The sequence below is a fragment of the Arthrobacter sulfonylureivorans genome, from assembly GCF_047607445.1.
Classification (GTDB): domain Bacteria; phylum Actinomycetota; class Actinomycetes; order Actinomycetales; family Micrococcaceae; genus Crystallibacter; species Crystallibacter sulfonylureivorans_A.
Genome location: NZ_JBLKRT010000013.1, coordinates 54,406 through 67,268, shown reverse-complemented (window position 1 = coordinate 67,268; position 12,863 = coordinate 54,406). Strand labels below are relative to the sequence as shown.

Sequence of the window (12,863 nt, the reverse complement as noted above, 5' to 3'; positions counted from 1 at the left end):
GACTCCGGTCACGTAAATACTACCTCTGGAGAAAAAACACGTGGAAGACGTCTCTGATTTCCTCGCTGATGTCAGCAGTATTGTGTGGGGGCCCTACCTGCTCATCCCTCTGCTGCTGGGCACCGGACTCTACCTGACATTTCGGCTGGGCGGGCTGCAGTTCATCAAATTGGCCGCTGCGCTCCGGCTGGGCCTGCTCAAGCGCCGGGACGCCGGCGCCGAAGGGGACATCTCACAGTTCCAGGCCCTGACGACGGCGCTGGCCGCCACCGTGGGCACCGGCAACATCGTCGGCGTAGCCACCGCAATCGGCATCGGCGGGCCCGGTGCGCTGTTCTGGATGTGGGTCACCGGTCTGCTGGGCATGGCGTCGAAATACGGTGAAGCCTTCTTGGGCGTCAGGTACCGCAGGACCGATTCTGCCGGCGAAAAGTCGGGCGGCCCGCAGTACTACCTTGAGCACGGCATCAAGAACGGCTTTGGCAAGTTCCTGGCCCTGATGTTCGCCGTCTGCGCGTTCATCGCCTCGTTCGGCATCGGCAACATGACCCAGGGCAACTCGATCGCCTCCAACGTCGAGCACAGCTGGAGCGTGCCGACCTGGGTGACGGGACTCGTGCTGACCGTGCTGGCCCTGGTCGTGCTGGTGGGCGGAATTAAATCCATCGGCCGGGTGACCGCCGGTTTCGTCCCGGTCATGATCATCTTCTACGTGCTCGGCGCCCTCTACATCCTGCTGGCCAACCTCAGCGCATTGCCCGCTGCCCTCGGCCAGATCTTCACGGACGCCTTCACCGGCACATCCGCCGTCGGCGGGTTCGCTGGCTCAGCCATCATCATCGCCGTGCAGTTCGGCGTCGCCCGCGGTATTTTCTCCAATGAGTCGGGCATGGGCTCGGCCGCCATCGCCGCCGCCGCCGCCCAGACCACGCACCCGGTGCGCCAGGGGTTGGTGTCGATGACGCAGACCTTCATCGACACCATCATCGTGGTCACCTGTACCGGTCTGGTCATCATCACCACCGGCACGTGGAAGGAAATCGACCCCGAAACCGGCGAACAAGTCTCCGCCGCACTGATGACCGGACAGGCATTCATGCATGGACTGCCAGGCCAGTGGGGCCACTGGATTGTCACCCTTGGCCTGGTGATGTTCGCGTTCTCCACGATTCTGGGCTGGTCCTACTACGGTGAGCGCAATGCCGAACGTCTGTTCGGGCGCCGCGCGGTCACCCCTTTCCGCGTGGTCTTCGCCCTGGTTGTCTACATCGGCTGCACCGTGCCGCTGTCGGTGGTGTGGAACTTCTCCGACGTGATGAACGGCCTGATGGCGTTGCCCAACCTGGTGGGGTTGTTGATTCTGTCCGGAGTCATCGCCCGCGAGACACGCCATTACCTGAAGCATGATCCGAAGCTGGAGGCCAGCAAGGAAGAAATTGAGGCCTTCATGGCCGAACGGCCCGGCTGGGACGAATGGAAGGCCGGCGACGAAATCGGATCCTCGCACGCCGACCGCACCCGCAGCAGGGCAGAACCCGAGGCAGACAGGGTCTAGCCCGTCCCTTCACCGCACGTGTAAGTGGCAGCGGCCGGAGCCCGTCAGGGCCCCGGCCGCTGCCATACCAACCAGGAATCAGACCACGTAGAAAACGTGTCGACGAGGGGGCCCCTTAACCGCCGGCAAACGGCTTAACCGCCGGCAAACGGCTTAACCGCCGGCAAACGGCTTAGCCGCCGGCAAACGGCGGCAAGATGTCAATCACGTCAGTTGCCTGCAGCGGCGCCTGCCGGTCTTTCCACGCCACCTCGTTGCGCAGGAAGCTGCTGCGGGCAATCACCGACTCCATCGACGGGGCCGATGAGCGGCCGGGTGCCGGCGCTGACGCCGGGGCCGCCCCGGCTCGAGCCGATGCCCCGCTTCCGGACGCGGCGGCTGCCAGCACCCGTTCCTGGCTCTCCGCCCGGTCCGAGCTCTGCGGAGTGTGGCGTGCCACGACTACCTGCAGCAGCTCCTCCAAGGTAGTGCCGTCGGGCAGCTCCAGGGTTTCCTCTTCGACGCCCGCCGCGGCCTGGGCCGCGCCGAAATACCGGATGATCATCTATCCGCCTATCGCACTCATGGTCCGGTCCGGCTGGACGAAGTCCGCGCCGCCCAGTCCTGCATGGTCCATCCCGTGGGCCTTGGGTTTGGCCCACATCGCGTCGCGCCAGCGTTCCGCTACAGCCTCGTCGCCCGCCTCGCTGCGCAGCAGGGCCAGCAGGTCGGTTTCCTCGTGCGAGAACAGGCAGGAGCGCACCTTGCCCTCCGCGGTGACCCTGGTGCGCCGGCAATCGGCGCAGAACGGTTCCGTCACGGAGGCGATAATCCCCACCGTGCCGGCGACAACGTCGGGGGAGCGCCGCCGTCGTACTTCCCATCGCTGGGCCGGAGCTCCGTCGCGTTCGCGCGGGTCCGGCGAGAGCAGGAAGTCCGGCTCCAGCAGGGCACGGATCTCGGCGGCCGCCAACATGTTTTGCCTGGTCCAGCCGTGATCGGCGTCGAGTGGCATCTGCTCGATAAAGCGCAGTTCGTAGCCGCGGTCCACGGCCCAGTCCAGCAGTGCAGGAGCCTCGGCATCGTTGATGCCGCGCATCAGCACTGCGTTGATCTTGACCAGGCCCAGTCCGGCGGCGTCCGCGGCCTCGATGCCGGCGAGCACCCGGTCCAGGAACGGACGCCGGGTCAGTTGGGCGAAAGTCTCCGGGTGCAGCGAGTCCAGCGAGACGTTGATTCGGGTCAGGCCGGCCGCCTTCAACGCGGCGGCCTTCTTGTCCAGCCCCAAGGCATTGGTGGTCAGCGAGACCGGCAGATCCGGGTGGTTGTTCCTGATGGCGGCGATGATGTCCACCAGGCCGGCCCGGACCAGCGGTTCGCCGCCGGTCAGGCGCAGTTCGCGCACGCCCAGATGCTCCACGGCGATCCGCACCAGCCGGACCACTTCCTCGTCGCTGAGGACCTGCTGCTTTGACAGCCAGTCGAGGCCTTCGGCAGGCATGCAGTAGGTACAGCGGAGGTTGCACTTGTCCGTCAGCGAGATCCGCAGATCGGTAGCGACGCGGCCGAATCGGTCCACGAGTGTGGGGCCTGCGGCGGCCGGGCGCGCAGGTGCAGCGGCCGCTGCAGCGCCGGGAACCCGCGGCATGCCCAAGTCAACGCTCATACCACGAGGGTACGCGAGGAAGCCGGTTGGTGCAGGGCCGTTCCGCCTATCGGGAAGGCTCGATGACGGCGACCCTACCGGATTCCTCATTTGAGGAACTAAACTCGTTTTTATGACGCAAATTCGCATCTCTGACGCGGCGCGGTTCATGGGCGTCAGCGACGACACCGTCCGGCGCTGGCTCGACGCCGGCACCCTGACCAAACACAAGGACGCCTCCGGCCGGGCAACCGTGGACGGCACGGAGCTGGCCGCCCTGGCCCGGGAGCAATCGGCCCTGCCGCAGGACCCCACCGGGATCGGCAGTTCGGCCCGCAACCGCTTCGTGGGCATCGTGACGGAGGTTCTGCAGGACACGGTCATGGCGCAGGTGGAGATGCAGTGCGGACCGCACCGCGTGGTGTCGCTGATGAGTGCCGAAGCCGTGCGCGACCTGGGCATCGAGCCCGGCTCCGTGGCAGTCGCCGTCGTGAAGGCCACGATGGTGGCCGTCGAGACGCCGCTCGGAAAGGACTGAGATGGGACACCCTGCACCCCCGAGGAACGCAACGAAGCGCACCGTCCGCCGCCGTCTGGTGGCCGTGTTCCTGGGCGGGGTCTTGCTGGCCGCCACGGCCTGCTCGGCGGCAGGGCAGGACCCACAGCAGGCATCCGAGTCCGGATCACCGGGATCCGGCGAGCTGAATGTTTTCGCCGCGGCCTCGCTCAACGGCGTGCTGACCAATCTGGCCGCCGCGTTCGAGGACGACCACCCGGGCGTGACGGTACGGCTGAACTTCGCCGGTTCCTCCGACCTGGCCACCCAGATTCTTTCCGGTGCACCCGCGGACGTGTTTGCCTCGGCCAATCCGGAAAACATGGACACGGTCACGGCGTCCGGGCTGGCGGCCGGGGAGCCGGTCACATTTGCCACGAATGAGCTGCAGATCGTGGTGCCCGACCGGAATCCGCACGGCATCACCTCGCTGGCCGACCTCGCAGACCAGCAGATCAAGACGGTCATCTGCGCCCCGCAGGTGCCGTGCGGTGCGGCCACGCAGAAGGTGTCCCGGGAAGCCGGCGTCGAGATCCCCGCGGTGAGCGAGGAATCATCGGTGACGGATGTGCTGGGCAAGGTGGTCTCGGGTGAGGCCGACGCCGGCCTGGTCTACGTGACCGATGTGAAGAACGCACAGGGCCAGGTCGAAGGAATCGACTTCGCCGAAGCCGGTGCCGCGGTCAATGACTACCCGATTGCACGGCTGGCCGAGAGCGCCAATCCTGACGCCGCGGAGGCATTCGTAGCGCTCGTGACGGGACCGGAGGGGCGAAAAGCGCTGGCGGACTACGGCTTCGGAACACCGTAACCGCCGGCGGGAAGAACACCGCACAAGGGCTGGAGACGGGTGCGGGGAACTATGACGGACCAGCAGAGGACGAATCGAAGACCATGGATACTACGACGGCGGCGCCGGACACGGTGACCACGGCGCCGGATGCAACGACGGCGGTGCGCGCTCCGGTGCCGTACTGGATTTATCCGCTGGCCGCAGCCGGGGCCATCTTTGTGCTGCTGCCGCTGGCCGGGATGGCCGCCCGGGTGAATTGGCAGGAGTTTCCACAGCTCGTCACGTCCGAGGCATCGCTGGCCGCACTCGGCCTCAGCCTGCGGACCGCCACCGCCAGCACCGCGTTGTGCATAGTGCTGGGCATCCCGATGGCCCTGGTCTTGGCCCGCAGCAGCTTTCCGGGGCAGCAGGTGCTCCGTTCCCTGGTGCTCTTGCCGCTGGTGCTGCCGCCGGTGGTGGGCGGACTGGCGCTGCTGTACACCTTTGGCCGGCGCGGGCTGCTGGGCGGGACCTTCGAGGCGCTCGGGCTCGAGATCGCCTTCTCCACCACCGCCGTGGTGCTGGCACAGACCTTCGTGGCGCTTCCGTTCCTGGTCTTGAGCCTTGAGGGAGCGCTGCGCACGGCGGGAACCCGGTACGAGGCCGCCGCGGCGACGCTGGGCGCCGGGCCGTCCCGCGTGCTTCGCACCGTCACGCTGCCGCTGGTGCTGCCCGGGCTGCTCTCCGGGGCGGTCCTGTCCTTCGCCCGGTGCCTGGGCGAATTCGGGGCCACGCTGACCTTCGCCGGGAGCCTGCAGGGGGTCACCCGCACGCTTCCCCTGGAGATCTACCTGCAGCGGGAAACCGATGCCGATGCGGCGGTGGCGCTGTCACTGGTCCTCGTGGTGGTTGCCGTCGTGGTGGTGACGCTGGTCCACCGCCGGTCCGGGCTTCCCTTGGCGACGGGCATCCGGTGAGCCTGGAACTGGCCGCACGGCTTCCGTCCCGCGGATTCGAGGCGGACTTCCGTGTAGCCGACGGGGAGACCGTGGCGGTGCTCGGCCCGAACGGTGCCGGCAAATCCACGCTGCTCGGCCTCATATCCGGGCTGCTGCGTCCGGGGTGGGGCAGGGCGCAGCTGGACGGCACCGTGCTCTTCAGCGCAGGGCAGCAGCAACCCGACCGCTGGGTGCCCGCCCACGCGCGCGGCATCGGCCTGATGGCGCAGGAGCCGCTGCTGTTCCCGCACCTGAGCGTCTTGGCAAATGTTGCCTACGGCCCGCGCAGCCGCGGAGCCTCCCGTGCCGAGGCGGACAAGACCGCCCGCCACTGGCTGGCCGAACTGGACGCCTCGGAACTGGCCGGCCGGCGCCCGGCCGGGCTCTCCGGCGGCCAGGCGCAGCGGGTGGCAGTGGCCCGCGCCTTGGCCGCCGAACCCTCGCTGCTGCTGTTGGATGAGCCGATGTCAGCCCTGGACATCACCGCGGCACCGGCCCTGCGCCGGCTGCTGCGCAGGGTGTTGGAAGGGCGCAGCGCCGTGCTCGTGACCCATGAGCCACTGGACGCGCTGCTGCTGGCGGACCGGGTGGTGGTGATGGAGGGCGGGCGGATCGTCGAGCAGGGACCGGTGCGCGAGGTATTTGCCCGGCCGCGCAGCTCCTTCGCTGCGGGCATGACGGGCCTCAACCTGGTCACCGGCACCGCCACCGACAACGGTCTGGTGGATTCCGACGGGGTGCACTGGAGCGGCGAAGCCGAGGCCGGACTGCGCCCCGGCGACCCCGCCGCGGCCGCGTTCCGCCCTGCCTCCGTGGCGCTGTTTACCGATCTCCCGGCCGGCAGCCCGCGCAACGCCGTGGCAGCCACCGTGACCGACCTGGTGCCGCACGGCGGCCTGGTCACGGTCCGGGCCGGCTGGCTGGCGGCCGAGGTGACACCGGCAGCGGTCTCCGACCTGTCGCTGGCGCCGGGGGAGCGCGTGCACTTTGTGGTCAAGGCGGCCGAGGTAGCGATCTACCGCCGGTGAAGCCGGTGAAGCCGGTGAAAGCGTGCATGGTGTCCCCTAGGATGACAGCAGACCAAGTACCGCGGCGGACCGGTCCAGGCGCACGCGCGGCGCCGGTCCCGTTCGCTCACCAAGGAGGGCCCGTGGTTAAGAGCGTTGCCGAACACCGTGCCGACGTGGAGGAACTGCTCCGGTTCGCGGCACGTGCCAGCCTGGCCGGCAGCGAGACGGTGGCGCTCGAGGCGGCGTATGGGCGCGTGCTGGCCGCCGACGTGGTGGCCCCGATGAGCCTGCCGCCGTTCGCCAACTCGCAGATGGACGGCTACGCGGTCCGCAGCGCGGAAACGTCCGGTGGGGCGGAGCTCCCGGTGGCCGCGACGATTCCCGCCGGATACGCCGCCCCGGCGCTTGCCCCGGGGTCGGCCGCACCGATCATGACCGGGGCCATGCTGCCCGAGGGGGCGGACGCCGTCGTGCCGATCGAGGAAGCGGTGCCGGACAGGTTCCTGGCCGAGGACGACGGACAGACGGTCAGGCTCCCGGAAACGCCGGCCGGGCGGTTTATCCGCGCCGTCGGCAGCGACATTGCCGCCGGCAGCCTTGCACTGGCCGCCGGAACAGTGCTCAAGGCGCCGCAGCTGGGACTGCTGGCGGCCCTGGGCCTGGCCTCGGCCGCCGTGAGGCCGCGGCTGCGCGTCCTGCTGCTGAGTACCGGGGACGAGGTGGTGGCCGCCGGCGGACAGTTGGACGCCGGACAGATTTTCGACGCCAACAACACCATGTTGGCGGCCTCGCTCCGGGAAGCCGGCTGCGAGGTGGTGGAGAGCCGGATCCTGGCCGACGCCGCGCCGGAGTTCCGCCGCCTGCTCGACGCCGAACTGCGCCGCCAGCGGGCGGATCTAGTGTTGACCTCCGGCGGCATCTCCAAGGGCGCCTTTGAAGTGGTCCGGTTGGCGCTCGAGCCCGAAGGCGTTGCCTTCGGCCCGGTGGCCATGCAGCCGGGCGGCCCGCAGGGCGCAGGCCGGATCGGCGAAGCAGTGTTCCTGGGCTTCCCGGGCAACCCGGTCAGCTGCCTGGTTTCCTTCGAGATGTTCCTGCGCCCGGCGCTGACCGCCGCCCTGGGCACTCCAGCGCCGCGCACCGCGCTGTGCGTTCCGCTGGCGGACGCCGCCGATTCACCCGAGGCCAAGCACCAGGTGCGGCGCGGCCATTACGACGGCGGCCGGGTACGGCTGGTGGGCGGTGCCGAATCCCATCTGGTGCACGCGATGGCGCAATCCAACGCCCTCGTCCACCTGCCGGTGGGAACCGGGCACGCGGAAGCCGGCGAAGACGTGGAAATATGGCTGCTATGAGCGAAGCAGAACGACTGACCCACGTCCGCGAAGACGGCACCGCACACATGGTCGATGTCAGCGGCAAGGACGAAACCACCCGGCAGGCCACCGCGCAGGCCGTGCTCTCCACCCGCCCTGACGTGGTGGACCTGTTGGCCGCCGGCTCGCTGCCGAAGGGCGATGCGCTGGCCGTCAGCCGGGTGGCCGGCATCATGGCGGCCAAGCAGACCCCGCAGCTGATCCCGCTGTGCCACCCGCTGCCGATCAGCAAGGTGACGGTCGACTTCTTCCCGGCTGCGGACTCGGTGCGGATCGAAGCCACGGTCAAGACCCGTTCCGTCACCGGCGTCGAAATGGAGGCTCTGACGGCCGCCTCGGTGGCGGCGCTCAGCCTGTATGACATGGTCAAGGCGGTGGACAGGCACGCGGTGATCTCCGACATCAAGGTGCTGGCCAAATCCGGAGGCAAGAGCGGGGACTGGGTCCTGTGAGCACCAGGACCGCCGGCATCATCATCGCCTCCACCCGCGCCGCGGCCGGAGCTTACGAGGACGAATGCGCGCCGTTGATCTCCGAATGGCTGGCCGGCCACGGCCTGGCCGCCGGAGTCCCGCAGATCGTCGCCGACGGCGAGCCCGTCCGCCGGGCGCTGCGGACCATGCTGGCCGCGGGGCCCCGCGTCATCGTCACCAGCGGTGGAACAGGACTTGCTGCCGACGACCGCACCCCGGAGATCACCGCCGTCGTGCTGGAACGTGAACTGCCGGGCGTGATGGAAGCCATCCGTGCCTACGGACGCACCAAGACGCCGCTGGCGGCGCTGAGCAGGGGAGTGGCCGGTACCGCCGGATCCACCTTTGTGGTCAATCTGCCCGGATCTCCCGGCGGAGTGCGCGACGGCTTGGCCGCACTGGACCCGCTGATCGGCCACATTTGCGCCCAGCTGGAAGGACAGACCGACGCCGGCCACCCGGGGCCGGGGGATACTGGAAGGACCCAGCGGACGGAAGGACAACCATGACCAGCACGGTGTTGTATGCGGCGGTGACCGGCGAAGCGATCGACGCCGCCGAGGCGACTGCCGCGGTGGACTCGGCCGAATGCGGCGCCGTGGTCAGCTTCAGCGGCGTGGTCCGCAACCACGACGGCGGGCAGGCCGTGGCGGCGCTGTCCTACTCGGCCCACCCCAGCGCCCAACGCGTGATCGCCGAGGTCGCCGGCCGGATTGCCGCGGAGCACGACGGCGTCCGGATCTGGGTGGCGCACCGCACCGGCCCGCTGGCCATCGGCGACCCTGCCTTGGTGGCCGCCGTGGCATCGGCGCACCGGGCAGCTGCCTTTGCCGCCTGCTCCGAGCTGGTGGATCGGATCAAGGAAGAGGTGCCGGTCTGGAAGGAACAGCACTTCGCCGACGGCCGCACCGAATGGGTCGGCATCGGCCAGTAGCGATACGCTGGAGGGCATGACTGAGCAACTTGCGGTGGCCGTGCTGGGCGCCGGCGGACGGATGGGGAGCGAGGCCGTCAAGGCTGTTGAAGCCGCCCCTGACCTGGAACTGGTGGCCGCGTTGAAGCGCGGCGACTCCCTCGAAGAACTGGTCTCCGCCGGAGCCCAGGTGGTGGTGGATCTGACCACACCGGAGAACACCGAGGCCAACGTCCGGTTCGCCGTCGACCACGGCATGCATGCAGTGGTCGGCACCACCGGCTGGGACGAAGCCAAGCGCGCCTCGCTGGCCGAGCTGCTGGAACAGCACCCCGGAGCCGGGGTCCTGATTGCGCCGAACTTCGCGCTCGGTTCGGTGCTCGCGTCCTCGTTCGCGGCAACGGCGGCCAAGTACTTCGAATCGGTGGAAATCATCGAACTGCACCACCCGGACAAGGTGGACGCCCCCTCCGGCACCGCCATCCGCACCGCGCAGCTGGTGGCAGCCGCCCGCGACACCGCCGGTGTTCCCGCCGGCCCGGACGCCACCACCAAGGCGCTGGACGGGGCCCGCGGCGCGGAAGTAGACGGCGTGCGGGTGCACAGTGTGCGGCTGCGCGGCCTGGTGGCGCACCAAGAAGTGCTGCTCGGCGGGCCGGGCGAACAGCTTACGATCCGGCACGACTCGTTCGACCGCGCCTCTTTTATGCCCGGCGTGCTGCTGGGCGTCCGGACCGTCACAGGGCGTCCCGGGCTGACCTACGGACTGGACGGGTACTTGGAACTTTCATGAGCAACACCGAACGCACGGCCGGCGGGCCCGACAACGGCAGCAACAGCGTCGGCTGGTACACCCGGCACGGGGCCAAAATCTGGGTCGGTGTGATCATCGTCCTGCTGGTGGGCTACCTGGTCGCCACCTTGCAGCGGGCCTGGCTGATGCTCAACGAACCGGACCTCGTGGCCAAGGGACTGGGCGTGGCCCTGGTGATCCTGCCCGTGATCGGGGCCTGGGCGCTGAGCCGGGAGCTGCTGTTCGGTTCGCGGATGGCCAAGCTGGCCCGCACGCTGGAAGCCGAAGGCGGCCTGCCGGTGGACAACCTGCCGCGCACGCCCGGCGGCCGGATTGTCCGCGAAGCAGCCGACCAGGAGTTCCTCAAGTACAAGGCCGAGGCCGAGGCTGCACCGGACGACTGGCGCAGCTGGTTCCGGCTCTCCTGCGCCTACGACGCGGCCGGCGACCGCAAACGCGCCCGCGAGTCGATGCGCCACGCGATCGGACTCAGCCGCTCCTGAGCGGTAGCCCGCCGCTCTGGCCGCTCCTGAGCGGTAACCCGCCGCTCGGACCGCTCAGCGGGAGCGGCTGCCGGTCGGCCTGAGCGCATCCCGGGTGAGCCGGGACGCCGTGGATATCACCAGTTCGAACGGTCCGCGCCAGCCCAGCGCGTGGAAGACCATCCCGATGGTGATCGCTGCGAGGGCCTGCCAGAGGTATACCGGCAGGTCCGGGGCATCCGGGGGCAGCGTGCTCATCACCCAGACATGGGCGGAGTAGAGCGACAGAGTCATGGCGCCCGCGCCGGAGAGCGGCAGCAGCAGCCACGGCACCCGCGAGGTCAGCAGCAGGCACACCGCCAGGACCACGGCCGAGGTGCCCACCGTGTGCAGCAGGTCGAAGCTCGTCCCTGAGTGCGGCGACGCGCCGCCCAGCCACCACCAGGAGCCGCGCTGCTCGACCCAGCTCATGTTCACTTGGTACACCAGATCGAAGTCAGCCCGTTGCGCCGGCTCGGTGGCCGCTACTTCGGCATAACCGCCCAACCGGTCCATGACCAGCCAGGAGCCGGTCTTGGCTGCCACCGCCAGCACCGCGCCCACGGCCAGCAGCCCCAGCTGAACTCCGGTGCGCTGCAGTTCCATCCGGCCGATCAGCAACCCGGCGAGCAGGTAGCCCAGCCACTGCACCACCGGGTAGTAGCCGGTCAGGAAAACGTCGCTGAGCAGCGTCGCCGGTGTCATCAAGTCGTAGACCATCGGATTGTGGCCCAGCTCGGCCGGCTCCACGGCCGCTTCCGCCACGGGCCGCAGCACATGGGCCAGCACCGGGGAGAGGACGATCCACCCGGCGGCCCACAGCGCCAGCACCCGGCGGCGCAGCTGGAGGAACGGCAGTGCACACAGGAACAGCACGGCATAGTGGACCAGGATCACCGCAATGTTCACTTCCAGCAGGCCCAGCATCATGCCGACCGTCGCGATCAGCAGGGCGCGCACCGCAATGCCGCCACGGTCCGCTGCCAGGCTGCCGCCCTGATGGCCGCGGCTGCCGCCGGTCAGCAGGGCCAGCCCTACGCCGGCCAGGACCGCGAACAGCGCCGACGACCGGCCGGACAGCACCAGGCCGACGAAATTCGGCTCCGGATCCGTCCCGGCAGTCCACGGCGCGAAGATGTGGGTAGCCATCATGCCCAGCAGGGCGATGCCGCGGGCGGCGTCGATCCCGGCAATCCGGTGGCCGGTGGGGGCAGAGGGCATGCACCGATATTCTCACAGCCGGCCGGAGATCGGGTGGGAAAATTCGCGGCCGGCACGCGATACCGTGAAGGAATGGACACCTTCGCAAACTGTTCTCCGGCGGCCAGGGAGCGGCCATGATGGGATTCGCTGTCAACGAGGACGACGGCGTCCGGCTGGCGTACGAGGACACCGGCACCGGCGAACCGCTGCTGTTGGTGCACGGAACAGCATTGTCAAAGGCCGCCTGGCGGGGGCTGGGCTACCAGCGCGCCCTTAAGCCGCGGTACCGGGTGGTCTCGCTGGACATGCGCGGTCACGGCCGCAGTGACAAACCGCATAACGATGACGCTTACACGATGGAGCGCTTTATCGGCGACGTCGAAGCGGTGCTGGACGCCTGCGGGCTGCAGAGCGTGCACTACTTCGGCTACTCCTTCGGCGCACGGGTCGGGCTCGCGATGGCGGTATCCCGGGGGCATCGCCTGCGGTCGCTCACCACGCTCGGCGGGACCCACCGGCGCCTGGCCGGACAGGTCGGCAAGCTCTTCTTTCCCGACTATCTGGAAGCGCTGGAAGCGGGCGGCATGGAGGAGTTCATTCGCCGCTGGAACGATCGACGCACGGTGCCGGTCGATCCGGCCACCCGGCAGGCGTTCCTGGCCAACGACCCGGCAGCGCTGGCGGCCTACTTCCGCGCCGGCGAGGAGTTGCCCGGCCTGGATCCTCGCGACGTCCAGCAGATCCAGCTTCCGGTGCTGCTGATCGCCGGCAGCAAGGACCATCCGCGGGCGGAGGAATCGCGCCAGGCCGCCGCATTGTTGCCGGACGGACACTTTGCCGAACTGCCCGGTTTGGACCACGCCGGATGCCTCTCCGCCCAGGAAGACGTGACCGCCTTGTTAACCGGTTTCCTGGACCGGGTCCACTCACCCCGCTGAGCCGCCCGCCCTGGCCGGGCCTATGGCGCCCGCGCGGCCGGGCCCACGGCGCCCGCGAGGCCCGGGCCCATGACACCCGCGATCTGCAGCCCGGCGCCTCCGCCCATGGCGGACCACTCTGTGGCGCCGCCGTT

Annotated in this window: 15 protein-coding genes; 12 read left to right on the top strand and 3 right to left on the bottom strand. The window is 69.2% G+C overall.

Annotated elements, in window-relative coordinates; translation table 11 throughout:
- Positions 1-40 precede the first annotated feature (40 nt).
- Positions 41-1,555 carry an alanine/glycine:cation symporter family protein gene (locus ACMX2H_RS08340; RefSeq protein WP_414960049.1) on the top strand — a complete coding sequence of 505 codons (1,515 nt, stop codon included), beginning with the start codon at positions 41-43 and terminating at the stop codon, positions 1,553-1,555.
- Positions 1,556-1,727: 172 nt separating this feature from the next.
- On the opposite strand, the gene ACMX2H_RS08335 is transcribed toward ACMX2H_RS08340, so the two are convergent.
- Positions 1,728-2,099, bottom strand: a complete 372-nt coding sequence (locus ACMX2H_RS08335; protein ID WP_414960048.1) for a MoaD/ThiS family protein — start codon at positions 2,097-2,099, stop codon at positions 1,728-1,730.
- Positions 2,100-3,200 carry a GTP 3',8-cyclase MoaA gene (gene moaA / locus ACMX2H_RS08330; protein ID WP_414960047.1) on the bottom strand — a complete coding sequence of 367 codons (1,101 nt, stop codon included), beginning with the start codon at positions 3,198-3,200 and terminating at the stop codon, positions 2,100-2,102.
- A 112-nt stretch (positions 3,201-3,312) separates the two neighbouring features.
- On the opposite strand from moaA, the gene ACMX2H_RS08325 reads away from it, so the two are divergent.
- From ACMX2H_RS08325 to ACMX2H_RS08280, 10 genes are all read left to right on the top strand, one after another.
- Positions 3,313-3,717 carry a TOBE domain-containing protein gene (locus tag ACMX2H_RS08325; protein WP_414960046.1) on the top strand — a complete coding sequence of 135 codons (405 nt, stop codon included), beginning with the start codon at positions 3,313-3,315 and terminating at the stop codon, positions 3,715-3,717.
- Position 3,718: 1 nt separating this feature from the next.
- Positions 3,719-4,546 carry a molybdate ABC transporter substrate-binding protein gene (modA, locus tag ACMX2H_RS08320; RefSeq protein WP_414960045.1) on the top strand — a complete coding sequence of 276 codons (828 nt, stop codon included), beginning with the start codon at positions 3,719-3,721 and terminating at the stop codon, positions 4,544-4,546.
- An 83-nt stretch (positions 4,547-4,629) separates the two neighbouring features.
- Positions 4,630-5,484 (top strand): ABC transporter permease, encoded by an 855-nt coding sequence (locus ACMX2H_RS08315; RefSeq protein ID WP_414960044.1) that lies wholly within the window; start codon positions 4,630-4,632, stop codon positions 5,482-5,484.
- Complete coding sequence (locus ACMX2H_RS08310) at positions 5,481-6,533, top strand: sulfate/molybdate ABC transporter ATP-binding protein (protein ID WP_414960043.1); 1,053 nt, start codon at positions 5,481-5,483, stop codon at positions 6,531-6,533. The genes ACMX2H_RS08315 and ACMX2H_RS08310 overlap by 4 nt, the downstream gene beginning before the upstream one ends.
- Before the next feature lie 122 nt (positions 6,534-6,655).
- Positions 6,656-7,867 (top strand): molybdopterin molybdotransferase MoeA, encoded by a 1,212-nt coding sequence (locus ACMX2H_RS08305; protein ID WP_414960042.1) that lies wholly within the window; start codon positions 6,656-6,658, stop codon positions 7,865-7,867.
- Positions 7,864-8,340: a cyclic pyranopterin monophosphate synthase MoaC gene (gene moaC / locus ACMX2H_RS08300; protein ID WP_414960041.1), complete on the top strand. Its 477-nt coding sequence runs from the start codon at positions 7,864-7,866 to the stop codon at positions 8,338-8,340. The genes ACMX2H_RS08305 and moaC overlap by 4 nt, the downstream gene beginning before the upstream one ends.
- Positions 8,337-8,870: a MogA/MoaB family molybdenum cofactor biosynthesis protein gene (locus ACMX2H_RS08295; RefSeq protein WP_414960040.1), complete on the top strand. Its 534-nt coding sequence runs from the start codon at positions 8,337-8,339 to the stop codon at positions 8,868-8,870. Before moaC ends, ACMX2H_RS08295 begins: the two co-directional genes overlap by 4 nt.
- A complete protein-coding gene (locus ACMX2H_RS08290) occupies positions 8,867-9,295 on the top strand; it encodes a molybdenum cofactor biosynthesis protein MoaE (RefSeq protein ID WP_414960039.1) in 429 nt (142 codons plus the stop codon). The genes ACMX2H_RS08295 and ACMX2H_RS08290 overlap by 4 nt, the downstream gene beginning before the upstream one ends.
- 16 nt (positions 9,296-9,311) lie before the next feature.
- On the top strand, positions 9,312-10,067 hold the full coding sequence (gene dapB, locus ACMX2H_RS08285) for a 4-hydroxy-tetrahydrodipicolinate reductase (protein WP_414960038.1): 756 nt from the start codon (positions 9,312-9,314) through the stop codon (positions 10,065-10,067).
- Entirely contained in the window at positions 10,064-10,570 is a 507-nt protein-coding gene (locus ACMX2H_RS08280; RefSeq protein WP_414960037.1) for a tetratricopeptide repeat protein, read from the top strand. The genes dapB and ACMX2H_RS08280 overlap by 4 nt, the downstream gene beginning before the upstream one ends.
- A 54-nt stretch (positions 10,571-10,624) precedes the next feature.
- Here the strand turns inward: ACMX2H_RS08280 and ACMX2H_RS08275 are convergent, their stop codons facing one another.
- Complete coding sequence (locus tag ACMX2H_RS08275; RefSeq protein WP_414960036.1) at positions 10,625-11,809, bottom strand: heparan-alpha-glucosaminide N-acetyltransferase domain-containing protein; 1,185 nt, start codon at positions 11,807-11,809, stop codon at positions 10,625-10,627.
- A gap of 116 nt (positions 11,810-11,925) precedes the next feature.
- Between ACMX2H_RS08275 and ACMX2H_RS08270 the strand changes: the two genes are divergently transcribed.
- Positions 11,926-12,729 (top strand): alpha/beta fold hydrolase, encoded by an 804-nt coding sequence (locus tag ACMX2H_RS08270; protein ID WP_414960035.1) that lies wholly within the window; start codon positions 11,926-11,928, stop codon positions 12,727-12,729.
- Positions 12,730-12,863: the final 134 nt, after the last annotated feature.

What these genes read in the sequence shown, in the direction of transcription:
- ACMX2H_RS08335 (WP_414960048.1), bottom strand. Translation starts at nt 2,099, where the DNA reads ATGATCATCCGGTATTTCGGCGCGGCCCAGGCCGCGGCGGGCGTCGAA.
- moaA (WP_414960047.1), bottom strand. Translation starts at nt 3,200, where the DNA reads ATGAGCGTTGACTTGGGCATGCCGCGGGTTCCCGGCGCTGCAGCGGCC.
- ACMX2H_RS08325 (WP_414960046.1), top strand. Translation starts at nt 3,313, where the DNA reads ATGACGCAAATTCGCATCTCTGACGCGGCGCGGTTCATGGGCGTCAGC.
- modA (WP_414960045.1), top strand. Translation starts at nt 3,719, where the DNA reads ATGGGACACCCTGCACCCCCGAGGAACGCAACGAAGCGCACCGTCCGC.
- ACMX2H_RS08315 (WP_414960044.1), top strand. Translation starts at nt 4,630, where the DNA reads ATGGATACTACGACGGCGGCGCCGGACACGGTGACCACGGCGCCGGAT.
- moaC (WP_414960041.1), top strand. Translation starts at nt 7,864, where the DNA reads ATGAGCGAAGCAGAACGACTGACCCACGTCCGCGAAGACGGCACCGCA.
- ACMX2H_RS08290 (WP_414960039.1), top strand. Translation starts at nt 8,867, where the DNA reads ATGACCAGCACGGTGTTGTATGCGGCGGTGACCGGCGAAGCGATCGAC.
- dapB (WP_414960038.1), top strand. Translation starts at nt 9,312, where the DNA reads ATGACTGAGCAACTTGCGGTGGCCGTGCTGGGCGCCGGCGGACGGATG.
- ACMX2H_RS08280 (WP_414960037.1), top strand. Translation starts at nt 10,064, where the DNA reads ATGAGCAACACCGAACGCACGGCCGGCGGGCCCGACAACGGCAGCAAC.
- ACMX2H_RS08275 (WP_414960036.1), bottom strand. Translation starts at nt 11,809, where the DNA reads ATGCCCTCTGCCCCCACCGGCCACCGGATTGCCGGGATCGACGCCGCC.
- ACMX2H_RS08270 (WP_414960035.1), top strand. Translation starts at nt 11,926, where the DNA reads ATGATGGGATTCGCTGTCAACGAGGACGACGGCGTCCGGCTGGCGTAC.